This window comes from Paracoccus methylovorus (genome assembly GCF_016919705.1).
Taxonomy (GTDB): domain Bacteria; phylum Pseudomonadota; class Alphaproteobacteria; order Rhodobacterales; family Rhodobacteraceae; genus Paracoccus; species Paracoccus methylovorus.
This window is the reverse complement of the sequence record NZ_CP070371.1, coordinates 398,207-414,185: the sequence shown is the minus strand read 5'-3', so window position 1 is coordinate 414,185 and position 15,979 is coordinate 398,207. Positions and strand designations below refer to the sequence as shown.

Below are 15,979 nucleotides of genomic sequence, written 5' to 3'. Positions count from 1 at the left end.
GGGATCTGTCTCTCAGTTGCGCTGAACCAGCGCGGCCAGTTTCTGCTGGTAGGTTTCACGGAAGGCATGAAAGCGCTCGGTTGGTGCGGACAAGGCCAGAGCATAGGGGGCGGTGCCAGCTTCCAGCGGCATCGCCATGCAGGAAGTACCGCGGGCGAATTCCTCATTGTCATAACCGATGCCCTCGGCCCGGATACGGGTGAATTCGGCCTGGAGGGATTTGAAATCGGTCATGGTATTCTCGGTCAGCTTTGCCAGCGGCTGATGATTAAGCAGATATTCCGCCATGCGGGCCGTGGCCGCATAAGCGAGTAGCACCTTGCCCGCTGCCCGCGCATGGGCATGCAGATACTGGCCATGCGGCATCTCGGCTGCGCGGATCGCATTGGCACCAGCGGCCACCTCGATGATCACGATCTCGCCCTGCCACCAGCCGACGACATAGCAGGTCTCGCCGGTTTCCGTGGCCAAACCGCGCACCAGCGGTAGCATATAATCAGGGGCAGAAAACTGTCGGCCAAAAGCCTCGGCGAGCGCCCCGACCCGCAGGCCAAGGCGGTAATTACGCTGATCATCGCGAGCAATAAATCCTGTATCTTCAAGCGTATGTACCAGATGATAGGCCGTCTGCCGCTCAACCCCAATGGCCTCGGCAATTTCGCGCACGCTCAGCCCCTGATCGCTGCGCGCGATGGCGGTCAGGATATTGACCCCGCGCACCACGGAGTTGATCTGGAGACGTCCGCTTTTCTCTTTGCTGCCGGTCATCAGACATATTCCTCGTTCTGGGGCAGGAGATTCGACTGCAGAAGATCCTTCGCGGCGGCCATGATCTTTGCCGCATCGGGCAGCAGCGCGGCCTGAAGGACCGGCGAAGCCGGCATCCGCACATCCGGCGTCGCGACCCGGCGGAAAGAGAGCGCCCCTGGTCCCAGCCGTTCCGCCAGCCCGGCGACGATTTCCGCGCCGAAACCGCCGGTCAAATTGGCCTCATGCACCACCACGACGCGACCGCCCGTTGCGGAAACGGTGGCGCAGAGCTGACCCCAGTCCACCGGTGACAGCCAGCGCAGATCCAGAACAGAAACGTCGATGCAATTCTCGGCCAGGGCATCGGCGGCAGCCTCGACCGCGGGCATGACTGCGCCCCAGCCGAGCAGGGTCACGCTCGTCCCCGCGCGGCGCAGGGTCGCCCCTGCGGTGGCCTGACGCGCAGCATCCGGCCAGACCGTCCCTGTACGCTGATAAAGGGCACGGGATTCGATGATGACGGTCGGATCCGCGCCATGTATTGCGGCGCGCAGCATGTGATAGGCGTCATCGGCTGTCGACGGCAGCCCCACCCGCAGGCCCGGCACATGGGCCAGCATCGCCTCCAGCGATTGTGAATGCTGCGCGGTGGAGCCGGGCGTCGCGCCCTGCTGAACGCGCACGACAATCGGCGCAGTCCGGGTGCCGCGCGTCAGATAGCGGATATTCGCGGCCTGATTTATGATCTGATCCAGCGCCACCAGCAGGAAATCGGCCCACATGATTTCCACCACAGGCCGCTTGCCTTCGAGCGCCAGCCCGACCGCCGACCCCAGAATCGCGGCTTCGGCAATCGGGGTGTCAAAGACCCTCTCCGCGCCAAAATCCCTTTGCAGATAGCGGGTTGCACCGAAGATCCCCCCTGCATGGCCGACATCTTCGCCAAAAACCATCACTTCGGAGTGCTCGGTCAGCTCGCGCTTCAGGGCCTCATTCACAGCCTGGATATAGGTGATCTCGCGGCTCTCCCCCTGCTGATCCGGCGCGGACGGGGCGGCGGGGATCGGTGCCACAACATGATCTGCGGCAGAGGCGGCATCGGGCAGCGGCATGGCTTTCACAGTGTCCAGAACCGCGCTCCAGTCACGGTCGAGCCGCCCCCGCAGAATCGCCAGCTCTTCCGCGCTGCTGGCACCGAGAGCGCAGAGCCGGGCCTCCAGCAGCGCCAGCGGATCGCGGGCGCGGCTGTCTTCACGGTCGGATTTCGGCCGGTAATGCTCGATATCGCGGTTGTAATGCCCCCAGAGCCGCGGCACCCGGCATTCGATCAGCGCAGGCCCCTTGCCGCCAAGCACAGCCGCCCGCGCAAGGGCAATGCTGTCCTTGACCGCCATCGGGTCGGTGCCGTCAATCGTGGCGGATGCCATGCCATAGCCATTCGCGCGCCGGGCCAGACGGTCGAGCCCCGTGATTGAAAGCGTCGGGGTCATCTCTGACCAACCATTGTTTTCACAGACGAAGATCACGGGAAGCTTATAGGCGGCGGCGAAGACGAAAGCCTCATGCAGAGCGCCCTGGCTGGTGGCCCCGTCACCGAATGTCACAAGGCAGACGCGGTCCGCGCCCTCCATCTTTGCCGCCAGGGCGATGCCACAGGCAATCGGCCCGCCCGCACCGACTATAGAGTTTTCACCGATAAAACGCTGATTCGGCGCGGTGACCAGGGCAGAGCCACTTCGTCCACCATTCACACCTGCCTTACGGTGGCAAAGCTCAGCAAAAAATTCTTGGGCGGGAACGCCCGTTTCTAACGCCCAGCCATGACCTCTATAAGTTGCGATAACGCGATCACACGGGCCGAGTGCGGCCATTGCACCGACAGGCACCGCTTCCTGACCGGCGCACAGATGCACCGACCCCGCGATAAGAGCTTCCTTGCTGGTGCTAAGATCAAGCGCAGACTGCTCGAACTGACGGATGCGGTACATCCGCTCGTAAGAACTCACAAGAAATTCGATGTCAGTATCGGTGAGAGGTGCGGGCAACTCTATTCTCCCTGCGCCGAGCTTTCAGTTAACTTGATGCTAGATGCCCACCCCAAAATGGTCAATATATTTATATTGTTATCACTATTTTATAATTCTATGTCTTTGCTCTCTCTGCATGCTGACCTACCCCCAGAAGCTCCTTCGCTGCGACGTAGAGCTTGCGGGACATCCGAGAGGGAGCGGATGACATGAAAGCAGTTTCACCGAGACGCAGATTATCGGGATGATCAAAGAATGGGGGGGCCGGTCTGCCGAAAGCACGAGTTGAGCCTCGCCGCACTCTACAAGCCGAAGGCGAAGTTTGTCGGCATTGTTTTGCCCGACGGCAAGCCGCTAACGCGGCTCGTGGACGAGAAGGAGTAGCTCAAGAGCCTAGTGGCGGATATGGATCAAGCGACGGCAAGCCATTAATCACGGCAATGTGACACCGCCGATTTCCCGCTGTGGTTTCCGATCGATTGCTTCCGATATGCTTCCGGGCTTCAGGAAGCCCAAATGCAAAAAGCCTCCCGAGGGAGGCTTAACACGCTGATATCTTTGTGTTTTCTGGTTGCGGGGGCGGACAACCATCTTCACTTGCCACCAAGCACTCTCATCTTTCCCATGCTCCGCCAGGTTGAGCCAGAAATACTTCGAGAGATATTTCGAACAGCCGCGTAGGCAAACGCCCATATTTGCGCTCGAAACCACCAGCATGAACTGAATTTCAAGCGATCAATGTCAACAGATCACGGGGCTACGATTTCAGGTCTCCAGAGCGTGCTCCCGCCACTCCTACCTCGGCAAGGAAACTCTCCAAAAGAGCCACATCTTGCATGGACACGATCGCGGCGACATAGCCGTCGGGACGCACCAGCACCCATTCGCCGGGTGCCAGGCCATAGGCGGCGTGCAGGTGGCCGTCCTCGTCCTCAAACTCCTGGCCGGGGCCGACCCGGTGGATGTGCAGCCCGCCTCTCGGCGCAATGATGTCGCGCTCAGCCTCGAAGCCGATCAGCGTCCAGTGAGGGCCGCTGAACAGGTCGAACAGGCGGCGGGACAGTCCAGCAGCGCCGCGTAGCGGAGCGTCGGGCGCGCGATCCCCGGCGAGCAGGATACCGGGCCGTCCGGAGGGATCGAGGGCCAGCGGCGACTCGGGGTATCCGATGTCGAGCTGGCGGGTCTCGCGGCCGCGCCGCGTCATTCCGCGTTTCATCGCGTCAAGAAGGCCGGTCGCAAGCCCCAGCATCGCTTCGGCCACCGGGCGCCGCTCCGCCTCGTAGGTGTCGAGCAGCCCATCCGGCGCGCCATGCAGCACGGCTGCCAGCTTCCACCCGAGGTTCCAGGCATCCTGCACGCTGGTGTTCAGGCCCTGACCGCCGGTCGGCGGATGGATATGGGCGGCGTCCCCCACCAGGAACGCCCGGCCGACCCGGTAGCATTCGGCGAGCCGCGCGTTCATGGCATAGGCGGAAGCCCAGGCCACGGAATGCACCCGGATATCGCTGCGGCCTGTCCGATCCAGTATCATTCCCTCCAGCGCCTTGGCAGAGAGATCGGCTTCGCCCTCCGGCGGGATGGGCGCCTGAAGTTGGAACAGGTCGGTCCCGGCAAGCGGGCAGATCGCCACCATCCGCTGCATGTCGCCATCGTTGAACTGATGCCAGGCATCGCGTCCAAGGCCGGTCAACGCGACATCGGCGACGATGGCGCGCACGCCCAGCGTCTTGCCGGGGAACTCCACCCCAAGCGTGCGCCGCACGAAGCTGCGGCCACCATCGGCGCCGACGAGATAGCGGGCGGTTAAGGTCTCCTCGCCATCCGGACCCACCAGCCGCGCGGTGACGCCCTTCTCGTCCTGCTCGAACCCGACGAGTTCGGTGCCGAACTCCACGCGGTGGCCAAGCTCGGCCAGACGCTCGCGTAGCACCCGCTCCGTCAGGAACTGGGGAACCATCAGCGCGATCTGATAGGGCTCGGCGGGCGTCGGGTCATGCCGCTCAGCCATGTCTTTCTCGATCCAGGTGCCATCCGCGCGATATTCCCGCATCGACGGGTAGATACCGCCTGCCGCCACCACACGGTCGAGGACGCCCAGATCCGCGAACACTTCCTGCGTCCGCGGCTGGATGCCCTTGCCCCGCGAGCCGGCGAAGGGCTGGTCCATCTTCTCGATGATGCGGAAGGCCACGCCACGACGGGCCAGATCGACCGCCAGGGTAAGACCCGACGCACCGGCGCCACAGATCAGCACCGCAACAGGGTTTTGCGCTTTCATCGTTCTCTCCAATGTGTATGATGCACATATTATGGAGGGTCTGCGCGTGTCAACGATAAAAGTGCATCATACACATATCAGGAAGATGTTGCCCGAGCTGCATCGGGCGCTGATGGACATCGCCAGCCTGATGAACCGCCCCGAGCGGGATGCGCAACTGCTGGAAATCGCGGGGCTTACGCTGGAGAGGGCGCTGTTTCCGCTGCTCGTCACGGTCGAGCGGCGGGGGCCGATCGGGGTGGTCGAACTGGCCGATGGTGTCGGGCGCGACTACACGACCGTAAGCCGCCAGATCGCCCGGCTGGAGGAGATCGGGCTGGTCGAACGCCGCGCCTCCCCCTCTGACAAGCGGGTGCGCGAGGCAGTCATCACGACCAAAGGCAAGGCCGCGACGGACGCGGTTGATGCCGCGCGGGAGAAGATGGTGCTTTCGCTGTTCAAGGACTGGAAACGTGACGATTTCGACGAGTTGATCCGGCTGATGAAGATGCTCGCCGACAGCATGAGCGCCGAGCCTACCCGAAGCGAGTAGGATAGGCCCGGAGCGAGCCGGATGTCAGACCACGAACACCGTGCGGTTGCGGCTGTCGTCCCGATCCCAGGCTCGAGTGCCGTCTGATAGCGGGACTGCGTGGAACGCGATTTTCAGGTTCGCGGGCGCCACCGCCTTCAGCAGCGCCTCCACCGCCGCAAGATGACGGTCGAGCGGGACGGCGCCATGACCGGCGCCCATGAGTTCGATCGCGGAAGCCCGCAGAACCGCGCTCGGAAGGGTGATGGTCGCGCCGCTGACCGAGCCGATCTGGATCACGCGGATCGGAGTGCCGGGCCGTCCGGTCTTGGCCCCAGCGATCAGCAGGCATTCCGCGCTCATCCCCCAAAGGTAGTCGACGACCACATCGACGCCTTGCGCGAACTGCTCTTTGAACCTCTCCTCGAGGGCAGCCGCATCCTCCGTAAGCGGGATCGTCACGTCCGCGCCCAAAGCGGCGACCTCGCGCAAAGCCTCGGCGTCGCGGCCGGTGGCGATGATCTTCCCCGCCCCCAGGTGCCTGGCGATCTGGACGGCAAGCCTGCCCGAGGTTCCGGTAGCGCCGTTGACGAGAACGGTCTCGCCAGGCTGAAGCCGCGCCCGCTCGGTATAGGTGACCCAGGATGACATGCCCGGGTTGGCGATGGCCGCCGCCGTCAGGTCATCGAGATCGTCCGGCAAGACAAGGCACTGCGCCACTGGCACCACCGTCTGCTCTGCCATGCTGCCAAAGGGATCGCGCGGCAGGACGAACCAGACCCGGCGCCCGTCATCAAGGCGACCAACACCGTCGATGCCAGCGACGAAGGGCAGCCCGCCCGATGCGCTGTAGTGGCTGCCTGCGGCCCGTCCCTTGACCACCTGGCTCATCGCGGCGGCGTTGACGGCAACCCGAACCTCGCCCGGCCCTACGGCCGGATCGGGGAAATCGGTATAGGCCGGCGACCGGCCGTAGTCCTGCACAACCAGAGCCTTCATGGCGGCTTCCTTTCTTGATGTGTGTATAAAGCACATATCATGGCGGGAAGCGCTGCGTCAATATAATGTGCATGATACACGTTTTCTGTTGACGCCGGAGGCATGCCACATTTATGTGCATGATACACATTGAGCGGGCGGCAGCAACCGACTTCCCGACGCTCATTCGCGACGCAGATGCGCGCCAACAGAAGGAATCGCGAGATGAACGACGCAGCAACTGCGGACGATGCCGCCCCGGAAAGACTCGATTGGCGGCTGATGCTGCCGGTCTTCCTGGTCGTCAGCCTTTATGCTGCCAGCGCCGCCTCCACCCTGCCGATCCTGCCATTCTATATCCAGGAGATGGGCGGCACACCGCTGATCCTCGGCATCGTCATGGGCACCGAGGCATTGACCCACCTGGTCGCGGCACCGCTGATCGGCCAACTCTCCGACCGGCTGGGGCGCAAGCGGATCTTGCTCGCCACGCAAGCCACAGCCTTCGTCAGCCTGCTGCTGCTGGGCCTGGCTCAGGCCGTTATCCCTGTCCTGCTGGCAAGGATGCTGTTCGGCTTCACCGGCGGAACCTTTGCCGCCGCAGCCGCCTATGCCGCCGACCACAGTTCGCCCGCCAATCGAAGACAGGCGATCGGCACCCTCCACGCTGGGGTAGGGCTGGGCGGCATCGTCGGGGCAGGCATTTCCGGCTATCTGTCCGACATCTCGCTGACCGCACCGATCTACGCCGCGATGGTGCTGTCTGCTGTCAGCTTCACCGTCACGGCACTCTGGCTGAAGCGCAGCCCGGCCGCATCGCAAACCCCCGACGCATCGCGCGAGGTCTCGTTCAGGTCAATCGTCGGCTCGCCGCTGATCCGCGTGCTGGTCGTCGTGCTGCTCTGCTATTTCTTCGCCTACGGGATGTATAGCTCGCAGCTTGCCAACTACCTCCAGGCGAGTTTCGTCACACCGGAAAATCCCTTCGGCCCGCGCGAGCTTGGCTATGTGCTGGCGGCGGACGGAGCGATCAACATCCTCGTGCAACTGTTCCTGCTGCGCTGGCTGGGACGGTTCTTCACCGTACGTCGCCTGATCATATTCATCTGTGCCATCGTCGCCACCGGCTACATGACGGTGGGTCTTGCGACAACGCTTCCGGTCCTCGTTCTCGCTATCCTCTGCGTCAGCTTCGGCGATGCGATGGCGCGCCCGACGTTCTTCTCGGCTCTGTCGGTCCATGCTCCGCAGGAACGGCAAGGGATCGTCATCGGCACCACCCAATCCCTGATCGCGCTCACCGATGTCGCCTCCCCGGTCTTCGCCGGGCTGTTGATAGGACAGGCGCTCTACGGCCTTTGGACCGGCGTGATCATCGCCCTCGTCGCACTGACCGCAGCCATCGCCTGGCGACATCTGCCGGCGGTGGACCCGGAAACGGCGGCGCGGGCCGACTGATCTCCCATGCAAGGAAACAGTCCGATGATGCCCGAGGAGCCCGCCGCGCCGGATCGGAGTCCCCTGCCCCCGATCTTGGCGGTTGTCGCGGTGGAAAGTGCTGGTCTGGGCATGATCCTGCCCCTGCTGCCGTTCTACGCAAGCGAGTTCGGAGCCACGCCCCTGACCATCGGCCTGCTGCTGGCCAGCTTTTCGCTGTGCGAGTTGCTGGCCGCGCCGATCCTCGGGAAAGCCTCCGACCTGTTCGGCCGCAAGCGGCTGCTGGTGGCCAGCCAGATCGGAACCTGTGCGAGCTTCCTCCTGCTCGCCCTGGCCCCCAATCTTGCCGTCGTGTTCGCCGCTCGAATCCTCGGCGGCCTGTCGGCAGGCAACATCTCGATCGCGACCGCCTATGTGTCGGACCGGACTGCGCCCCACAAGCGGCGACAGGCCATCGGCTTCGTCAGTGCCGCGATGGGTGTCGGCACGATGGTCGGACCGGCGCTGGCAGGTGTTCTGGCACCGATGGGACTGGCCGTGCCGTTCGGAGTCGCCGCAGTCGTTTCCCTGGCCAGCATCCTGGCAACCTGCCTCCTGCTTCCCGCCGAAGGACAGCAGCCGATCCACAAGCCAGCGCCAGCACCTTTCCTGGCGCAGATCGGCGGTCTTCTCGCCTTGCCGCAGGTGAAGCACCTTCTTGCGGCGCTCGCCCTGCTGTTCATGGCGTTCAGCCTGTTCGGATCGCAATTCGCCCTGGTGCTGCACGCCCGCTTCCAATGGCAAGGCCGGCCCTTCGGTCCGACAGAGATCGGGTTCGTGTTCGTTGCGGCCGGAGCGATCAATATTCTGGTGCAGGTCGTCGTGATGCCGCTCCTTGGCAAGGCCCTGCGCGAGAGGACGCTGGCCATGGCCTCCTTCAGCCTCCTCGCCATCGGGTTCATGATCATCGGCCTTGTCGGCACGGTCCCGGCGTTGGCGGCCGGAATAGTGATGGCCGCAACAGGCATCGCCTTGGCCCGGCCCACGCTTGTCGCCGCACTTTCACTCATCGTGCCCGCCACCTCGCAGGGTGCTGCGATGGGGATGGCCCAGTCCATGGCCGCGCTGATCAACATCGTCGCACCGATTGCCGGGGGGCTGCTGATCGAGGGCCAGCATTTCACCGGGTGGGCCATGGCCCTTGTCGGGCTGGCCTTGGCCGGTATTGCCGTCGTGGCACTATCTCCGGCGGGATCGGATTCATCAAAGAGAGCTGACCCGTGATGCCACATATGCGTATTTTGCACGTTTCAGCTTGACGTGGGCCGCATGCTCAATTATGTGCATAATACACAATAGGCGGTGATAAATAGCGAGGATCGCTGCGGATGGCCCATCCGCAGGACGGGAAAGGCTGGCCTGACGCCTGCTCCCCGGCCTGCACCCGCCCAACTCGAAAGGTTCCGACATGGCCGAAGCCATAACCATGCGCCGCTGGGCGACTCCGCTGACCATCGGCGCCTCGGTTCTGATGTTCGGAACCGGCGTCATGATGTTCTTCGACATCGTGCCCGGCTACGTCACCTTCGTCCACGAATGGCTTTCGTGGTTGTTCGTGCTGGGTGCGGGCGCCCACATCGCCGTGAACTACCGCCCCTTCCTGCGGCATCTGAAATCGGGCTGGCCAGCGGGGAATTCCTCAGCCAGCAGCGCAATGTCGTGCTGGTCGGCGGCACCGGGACCGGCAAGACCCATATCTCCGTGGCGATCGCGCGCGCTGCCATCCGCAACGGCGCTCGCGGCCGCTTCTTCAATGTTGTGGACCTCGTGAACAGGCTCGAGGCCGAGGCCCGTGCAGGGCGGGCGGGCCGCCTGGCCGAGCATCTCATGCGGCTCGACTTCGTCATCCTCGATGAGCTCGGATACTTGCCATTCGCACAGTCCGGCGGTCAGTTGCTGTTCCATCTGGTCAGCAAGCTCTACGAGCAGACCTCCGTCATCGTCACCACCAACCTGGCATTCGGGGAGTGGCCGACCGTCTTCGGAGACGCGAAGATGACCACCGCGCTGCTCGATCGTCTCACCCACCATTGCGACATCGTCGAAACCGGCAACGACAGCTGGCGCATCAAAACACGAGCTTGACCGCCCTCCAAAACGCAGGCCCGCGTCGGCTGCGCCAGCTGGAAAGCTACGCCGCCACGGGCCTGCTCACCCGCGCGCCAAAGGGGTCACTTTTGGACGCCGATAAGGGGGCACCATTCAACGCCGATTGACAGCATAGCGCCGTTCCGCCAGCGAAGCATCGTATTCTGACTGCTGCAGGTCGAGTTCGGCTACGCGCCGGCGCTCGGCCTCTCCTTCCCTGTGCATCCGCTCCGCCTCCAGTGCGGCCTCGATCGCCATCGGCTCGACCACGCGCAGTATCTCCGATGCGATCGCGGCGTCCACACGGGATCCACCGAAGCTGAGACAGCGCGGCAGGCCGAGCATGAGATTGGGCCGATCGCAGCGATAGGTCGGACGGCCGGGCGGGGCGCCGACATAGGCGACGGCCAGACCGCGGCCACAGCGCCCGCAGGTCAGCATGCCGGCAAGAAGAGCACGGCCGCCCCGCCCGGACTTCTGTCCTCCCGCACGTCCATAGGCGTTGGCTGCGAGCAGCATCTGGTTCCGCTCGTATTCCGCCCAATCGATATAGGCGGCATGATGATCACGGATCAACACGTCCCACGCCTCAGGCGGCTTGCCATGGCCGTAGGTCTTACGCGCGCGACCGTCGACCAGTTCAATGCGCTTCTCACTCTTTCCATAGACATAGGCCCCTGCGTAGAAGGGGTTCTTCAGCAGCCCGATGACGTTGCGATAGCGGATCGCTGTCCAATCGAAGGAGGTCAGGCGTTTGCCGTCCGAGGGGCGCGGAAAGAACACCCCCTCCGCCGCCAGCGACAGATGCGTCTGCCGTGCGCTGCCGAGTTGGCGGAATCGCTCGAAGACCAGCCGGATGACACTGCTGGAGCCGGAAGTCGGGATCGAGGCCGAGGCCGGCCTCGCGATGCCAGATATAGCCGATCGGCACGCTGATCCGAAGTTCGCCACGGCGCGCCTTCGCCCGGGCGGCGTCAAGCATGCGCGCCCGGATCACCCCAAGCTCGAACTCGCTGATGCTGCCCTTCATGCCGAGCAGCAGGCGGTCGTTCGGCAGGCAGGGATCGTAGATGCCATCGAGGTCGATGACACGCGCCTCGACAAGCCCGCACAGTTCGAGCAGGTGGTGCCAGTCCCTGCCGTTGCGTGCCAGCCGCGAAGCGTCAAAGCAGAGCACGGCGCCGACTTCCCCGGCGCACAAGGCGGCGACAAGCTTCTCGAAGCCGGGCCGGGCCACCATGCCGCTGGCGGAGCGGCCAAGATCGTCGTCAATCACATCCACGGTCCTGAAACCACGACGACGCGCGATCTCGACCAGTTCATACTGCCGTCGCCGGCTCTCGGTGTTGAGCTCCACCTGGGCCGGGGTCGATTGGCGCACATAGACCACCGCCTTGCGCTGCAGGATGGCCGGTGGAAGAACATCACCGTCCATCATCGCCTCCCTCCAGCTCGCTCGCTCCCGCTGCTTCGGCCAGCAGAATGGCCAGGCGCGTCAATACCTGCTGGCGCTCCCGTGGGCTCATTCCGCGCAACCGCTCCGAGTCGAACTGCATCTGCAATTGCCTGGGGCGCGACGGCCCGGTGGGCAGGTCTTGCATCGGTCTGTTCCTTTCCGGCGATGATATCACCGGAAGAGCTTCGCCGAAGACCGCGCCGAGTCAGAAGGTCATCGAGATCCGACAGGGCCGCGAGCGATACGCGCGGCGTGCCGAGGTCCATTCCGGTGCAAGCCGCCGGGTCGAGCATCCACGCGGCCACGACCATGAAGATGCCAGGCAGAACCTCGATATGGACAAACTGACCGGACTTGCGTCGGTCGACACGCTCAACCCGAAACTGTCGGCCAAAAAGCGCGTGCCACCGGTAATGCACCTCAACAAATTGCCCGACATGGGCAGAATGAACGGGTGATGGCCCTCAATCGCAAGAATGCACTCTTCGCCGGTCACGACGAAGGCGGCATCGCCTGGGGCCGCATCGCCTCGCTGATCGAAACCTGCAAGATCAACGGCATCGAGCCCTTCGCCTACCTCAAGGCCACGCTCACCGCCATCGCCAGCGGTCATCCGCAAAGCCGCATCGACGACCTGCTGCCCTGGAACTTCAGGCCGGCAAGCTAAGCCGCCCGTGATCCCCTGCAAACGCTTACGTCGAGGTCACCTCCAGCAGTGTTGGCGATGCGCCGATGCTGCCGGACCTGCTTGCCCAGATCCCGGCGGAGGAGGAGATCGCCACCGTCACCGCCGACGGTGCCTATGACACCCGTGCCTGCCATGACGCCATCGCCGCCCGCGATGCTGCAGCTATCATACCGCCGAGACAGAATGCGAGGCCATGGAAGCCGGACACAGCCGGAGCCCGGGCGCGCAACGAGATCCTGCGAGCATCGAAGCGCTTGGGCCGGGCGCTCTGGCGGAACTGGAGCGGGTATCACCGCCGCAGCAGGGTCGAAACAAAAATGAACTGCGTGAAGCTGCTCGGCCAGCGGCTGATGTCGCGAGACTTCGACCGCCAGGTGGCAGAGGTCCAGATCCGCGCGGCGGTCCTCAACCGCTTCACAGCACTCGGTATCCCGATGACCGTGGCTGCAGGATAGGTGTGCCCGGGGAAAGGGGAAGTCCGGTCATCGGCTGATTTGCGCAACAGCGCCGTCCGGTGGGGCGGGGTCTTCGCGATGATCAGTGTCGTATCGGGCTCCCTTAACCCGGCCTGCAATGCCGCGAACATATCGAGATAGGGGCTATCGAACGCCTCCTGATATTTCGTAGACCGGGGGTAGATCAGGACGGGTGCGCCGTGCTCAAAATCCATATCCAAACTGCGGAAGACGTGGTCGCCGACACGTCTCCAGTCGACAGAGCCATGCAGTTTGTAGAGTTGGAAGACACCGTCGACGAAGTCTGCGCGTGCGGTGCCGTTGCGCCGGCGGACGATATCATGATCGAAGTTGTCTCGATTGTATCGCTGCCGCGCGCTGTGCGAAAATCCATCCACGAGAACCGCATTGAGCCGGAGTGCCGCCTCCTCGATACACAAGTCGTAGTTCGTCGTAAAAATCTTGACCCGGGGCTTGTCAGCACTCCTGCGACCGAATTTCGTAAGAAGTTCCGTATGCGCCGAAAGCTCCGTCGTCGCATTCACGAAGCCGACCTTGGTTAGGACCGCTTCCTCTGCCAGCGACACGAACGCTGAGAGACTTTCCATTTCCGCAACGGCGGCGGCTTCCTCTGGCCCGGGATCGTCCACCAGCGATCGCGCATTCTTCAAGGTTTCCTCTTTCACCGACAGAAGCTCGAGGCGCATTTTGCACAGGCTGAGCAGTCGTTCGATGTTGCCAGTCTTCGGGTTGCCGTCCGGATCTACTCCGGGTGCCGTTCCAACCAGCGCCCTCACTACCGCATCGAATTCACCGGCGCGGTGCGCTTCGCAAGCTGCCCGCACCCCAACCCATAAATCCCGCATGCCCGGAGCATTAGGACCTGTCGTATTTCGCGCACAAAACGATGCGCCTGAGCCGAGCAGGATGATCACATTAGTCGAGTGCAAGACGTCCTGAAGTGCCTGCGTCACGATGGAGCGGCACCCGCGAAGCCGATGCTCTGGATCCGCCGGCATCGGTTCTTCAGCATCTGCCCACGCCTTCCAGGCACCCTCATGGGTCAACAGCCGGAGGTTGTCGGGCCGTGCCTGTCGGCCATTCCAGTAAGACGTCATTGCTTCCCTCAGAAGTGCCTTCGCCTGACTACAGCAAAGCCCACCGCCAATCGCAATCCACTATCGCCTGGGCTACGCTGCGGTCCTCCGGAGCTTTCGGCGATCGAACGCCTTATTTTGTCAGCCGGTCCCATATCCCCAAGGCTAAATACCGATTCCTGGGACGAACCACCTCGCGGATCTCGAAGAAACGACGATCTTGATCTGCCAGCGGAAGAATTTCGAATGATGCAAGCATCGCCATGTCCCAGTTCAACTGTCAGGCGGCTGCGGATGGCAATCATAAAGAAACTGTGAAACTCTGGGTCCCCAGGCGCATTTCGCGTCGAGTCGAAGCTTTCGGCGCCCGATCGAACCCAAATGAGAAAGGGACGCATGTCACAGATAAGCCCATCCGAACCGTTGATCGCCGACGCCGGCATCGAGGCCCTGCCGCCGCCCGAGGGCCCGACCCAGATCATCGCGACCGATTACGAGATCGGACAGGACAATATCGAAGGCGTCAAGCCGGTCGCCTTCGACATCCACAACCCCGTCTTCATGATCTCCGGCGTCGCGGTGGTGGTCTTTACCGCGGCCACGCTGCTGTTCCCCTCGGTGCTGGGGCCGTTCTTCGGCGGATTGCGCGACGTCGTTACCAGCAATTTCGACTGGTTCTTCCTGATCGCCGGCAATGTCTTCGTGCTGCTGTGCGTTGGCCTGATCCTGTCGCCGCTGGGCTCGGTCCGGCTGGGCGGCCCCGAGGCCACGCCCGATTTCTCGCTGACCGGCTGGTTTTCGATGCTGTTTGCCGCCGGCATGGGCATCGGCCTGATGTTCTATGGCGTCAGTGAGCCGCTGGGCCATTTCACCGCCGCATTGGGCGGGCCGGTGGTCGAAAACGGCGTGCGCACCGATTGGGCGCCGCTGGACGGCGCGCCGGGGGACGAACTGGGCGCGCGGCGGCTGGCGATGGCCGCGACGATCTTTCACTGGGGCCTGCATCCTTGGGCGATCTATGCGGTCGTGGCGCTGGCTCTGGCGCTGTTTGCCTATAACAAGGGGCTGCCGCTGACGCTGCGCTCGGTGTTCTATCCGATTCTGGGCGAACGGGTCTGGGGCTGGCCGGGCCATGTCGTGGATGTGCTGGCGGTGATGGCGACGCTGTTCGGGCTGGCCACCTCGCTGGGGATCGGCGCCGAGCAGGCATCGGCGGGTTTCCATTTCCTGTTCGGCTGGAGCACCGCGCTGACCGCCAAGATCGTGCTGATCGTCATCATCACCGGGGTGGCCACGGCCTCGGTCGTGCTGGGCGTCGAAAAGGGCGTCAAGCGCCTGTCCGAGATCAACATGATCCTTGCGGTCCTGCTGCTGCTTTTCGTGATCCTGACCGGGCCGACCTGGCAGATCCTGACCGGCTTTTTCGGCAATCTGGCCGCCTATGGCGCCAAGATCCTGCCGCTGTCCAACCCGTTCGGGCGCACCGACGACAACTTCCGCCATGGCTGGACCGCCTTCTATTGGGCTTGGTGGATCAGCTGGTCGCCCTTTGTCGGCATGTTCATCGCCAGGGTCTCGCGCGGGCGGACCGTGCGGCAGTTCCTGACCGCGGTGCTGATCGTGCCCTCGCTGATCTCGGTCCTGTGGATGACGGCCTTTGGCGGCACCGCGATTTCCGAGACATTGGCCGGCTTTTCGGGTGTGACCGATGCGGCGCTGGAACTGCAGCTGTTCCAGATGCTGTCGCAGCTGCCGCTGACCGCGATTTCCAGCTTCATCGGCATTGTTCTGGTGATCGTGTTCTTCGTCACCTCCTCGGATTCCGGCTCGCTGGTGATCGACACCATCGCGGCGGGCGGCAAGATCCACGCGCCGGTGCCGCAGCGCATCTTCTGGTGCAGTTTCGAAGGGCTGGTCGCCATCGCCCTGCTTCTGGGTGGCGGGCTGACGGCCTTGCAGGCGATGGCGGTTTCGACCGGCCTGCCCTTCACGCTGGTGCTGCTGGGCGCCTGCTGGGCCATTCTCAAGGGCCTGCTGGCCGAAAAGCGGGAACTGACCTGAGGCTGGGCGGGCCGGGCGGTCATGTCCGGCCCGGTTTGCATTTGTCTTCTCCACCAGGTCTATGGAATGCAGGGAAGATCTCATTCCGGCCTTCTGCTCTCTGCCTGCTTGGCG

The 15,979-nt window shown here is 63.6% G+C and carries 10 protein-coding genes and 6 pseudogenes; 9 read left to right on the top strand and 7 right to left on the bottom strand.

All coding sequences use genetic code 11. From position 1 onward, the window contains the following. Positions 1–12: 12 nt before the first annotated feature. From JWJ88_RS15210 to JWJ88_RS15200, 3 genes are all read right to left on the bottom strand, one after another. Positions 13–768: an IclR family transcriptional regulator gene (locus JWJ88_RS15210; RefSeq protein ID WP_011749318.1), complete on the bottom strand. Its 756-nt coding sequence runs from the start codon at positions 766–768 to the stop codon at positions 13–15. Further along, positions 768–2,738, bottom strand: a complete 1,971-nt coding sequence (locus JWJ88_RS15205) for an alpha-ketoacid dehydrogenase subunit alpha/beta (protein ID WP_049792381.1) — start codon at positions 2,736–2,738, stop codon at positions 768–770. The genes JWJ88_RS15210 and JWJ88_RS15205 overlap by 1 nt, the downstream gene beginning before the upstream one ends. 796 nt (positions 2,739–3,534) lie before the next feature. Continuing rightward, entirely contained in the window at positions 3,535–5,055 is a 1,521-nt protein-coding gene (locus JWJ88_RS15200; RefSeq protein WP_205296610.1) for an FAD-dependent oxidoreductase, read from the bottom strand. An 85-nt stretch (positions 5,056–5,140) separates the two neighbouring features. On the opposite strand from JWJ88_RS15200, the gene JWJ88_RS15195 reads away from it, so the two are divergent. Beyond that, complete coding sequence (locus JWJ88_RS15195) at positions 5,141–5,587, top strand: MarR family winged helix-turn-helix transcriptional regulator (RefSeq protein ID WP_197029418.1); 447 nt, start codon at positions 5,141–5,143, stop codon at positions 5,585–5,587. Between the two features lie 24 nt (positions 5,588–5,611). On the opposite strand, the gene JWJ88_RS15190 is transcribed toward JWJ88_RS15195, so the two are convergent. Then, positions 5,612–6,565, bottom strand: coding sequence for a quinone oxidoreductase family protein (locus tag JWJ88_RS15190; RefSeq protein WP_205296608.1), 954 nt, complete (start codon positions 6,563–6,565; stop codon positions 5,612–5,614). Between the two features lie 129 nt (positions 6,566–6,694). Here JWJ88_RS15190 and JWJ88_RS15185 point away from each other — a divergent pair, with 129 nt between their 5' ends. The 4 genes and pseudogenes from JWJ88_RS15185 to istB form a co-directional block, all read left to right on the top strand. Further along, entirely contained in the window at positions 6,695–8,002 is a 1,308-nt protein-coding gene (locus JWJ88_RS15185; protein WP_205296606.1) for an MFS transporter, read from the top strand. Positions 8,003–8,113: 111 nt separating this feature from the next. After that, a complete protein-coding gene (locus JWJ88_RS15180) occupies positions 8,114–9,244 on the top strand; it encodes an MFS transporter (RefSeq protein ID WP_205296604.1) in 1,131 nt (376 codons plus the stop codon). A gap of 184 nt (positions 9,245–9,428) precedes the next feature. Further along, positions 9,429–9,551, top strand: a pseudogene (locus JWJ88_RS22080) (hypothetical protein); the annotation flags it as partial. Between the two features lie 89 nt (positions 9,552–9,640). Further along, positions 9,641–10,105, top strand: a pseudogene (istB, locus tag JWJ88_RS15175) (IS21-like element helper ATPase IstB); the annotation flags it as partial. A gap of 117 nt (positions 10,106–10,222) precedes the next feature. On the opposite strand, the gene JWJ88_RS21835 reads toward istB, so the two are convergent. Both JWJ88_RS21835 and JWJ88_RS21830 read right to left on the bottom strand, forming a co-directional pair. Next, complete coding sequence (locus JWJ88_RS21835) at positions 10,223–11,059, bottom strand: recombinase family protein (protein WP_231486813.1); 837 nt, start codon at positions 11,057–11,059, stop codon at positions 10,223–10,225. Positions 11,060–11,111: 52 nt separating this feature from the next. After that, positions 11,112–11,543: pseudogene (locus JWJ88_RS21830) on the bottom strand (recombinase family protein); the annotation flags it as partial. A gap of 47 nt (positions 11,544–11,590) precedes the next feature. Here JWJ88_RS21830 and JWJ88_RS15160 point away from each other — a divergent pair. The 3 genes and pseudogenes from JWJ88_RS15160 to JWJ88_RS15150 form a co-directional block, all read left to right on the top strand. After that, complete coding sequence (locus JWJ88_RS15160; RefSeq protein ID WP_028710128.1) at positions 11,591–12,022, top strand: hypothetical protein; 432 nt, start codon at positions 11,591–11,593, stop codon at positions 12,020–12,022. Then, positions 12,016–12,231 (top strand): annotated as a pseudogene (locus JWJ88_RS15155) (transposase domain-containing protein); the annotation flags it as partial. The gene JWJ88_RS15160 and the pseudogene JWJ88_RS15155, both read left to right, overlap by 7 nt. A gap of 29 nt (positions 12,232–12,260) precedes the next feature. After that, positions 12,261–12,707: pseudogene (locus JWJ88_RS15150) on the top strand (IS5 family transposase); the annotation flags it as partial. A 308-nt stretch (positions 12,708–13,015) separates the two neighbouring features. On the opposite strand, the pseudogene JWJ88_RS21825 reads toward JWJ88_RS15150, so the two are convergent. Beyond that, a pseudogene (locus tag JWJ88_RS21825) lies at positions 13,016–13,315 on the bottom strand (hypothetical protein); the annotation flags it as partial. Between the two features lie 885 nt (positions 13,316–14,200). Here JWJ88_RS21825 and JWJ88_RS15145 point away from each other — a divergent pair. Further along, positions 14,201–15,865 (top strand): BCCT family transporter, encoded by a 1,665-nt coding sequence (locus tag JWJ88_RS15145; RefSeq protein ID WP_011749308.1) that lies wholly within the window; start codon positions 14,201–14,203, stop codon positions 15,863–15,865. Positions 15,866–15,979 lie beyond the last annotated feature (114 nt).

What these genes read in the sequence shown, in the direction of transcription:
- JWJ88_RS15210 (WP_011749318.1), bottom strand. Translation starts at nt 768, where the DNA reads ATGACCGGCAGCAAAGAGAAAAGCGGACGTCTCCAGATCAACTCCGTG.
- JWJ88_RS15205 (WP_049792381.1), bottom strand. Translation starts at nt 2,738, where the DNA reads ATGTACCGCATCCGTCAGTTCGAGCAGTCTGCGCTTGATCTTAGCACC.
- JWJ88_RS15200 (WP_205296610.1), bottom strand. Translation starts at nt 5,055, where the DNA reads ATGAAAGCGCAAAACCCTGTTGCGGTGCTGATCTGTGGCGCCGGTGCG.
- JWJ88_RS15195 (WP_197029418.1), top strand. Translation starts at nt 5,141, where the DNA reads ATGTTGCCCGAGCTGCATCGGGCGCTGATGGACATCGCCAGCCTGATG.
- JWJ88_RS15190 (WP_205296608.1), bottom strand. Translation starts at nt 6,565, where the DNA reads ATGAAGGCTCTGGTTGTGCAGGACTACGGCCGGTCGCCGGCCTATACC.
- JWJ88_RS15180 (WP_205296604.1), top strand. Translation starts at nt 8,114, where the DNA reads ATGATCCTGCCCCTGCTGCCGTTCTACGCAAGCGAGTTCGGAGCCACG.
- JWJ88_RS15160 (WP_028710128.1), top strand. Translation starts at nt 11,591, where the DNA reads ATGGCCAGGCGCGTCAATACCTGCTGGCGCTCCCGTGGGCTCATTCCG.
- JWJ88_RS15145 (WP_011749308.1), top strand. Translation starts at nt 14,201, where the DNA reads ATGTCACAGATAAGCCCATCCGAACCGTTGATCGCCGACGCCGGCATC.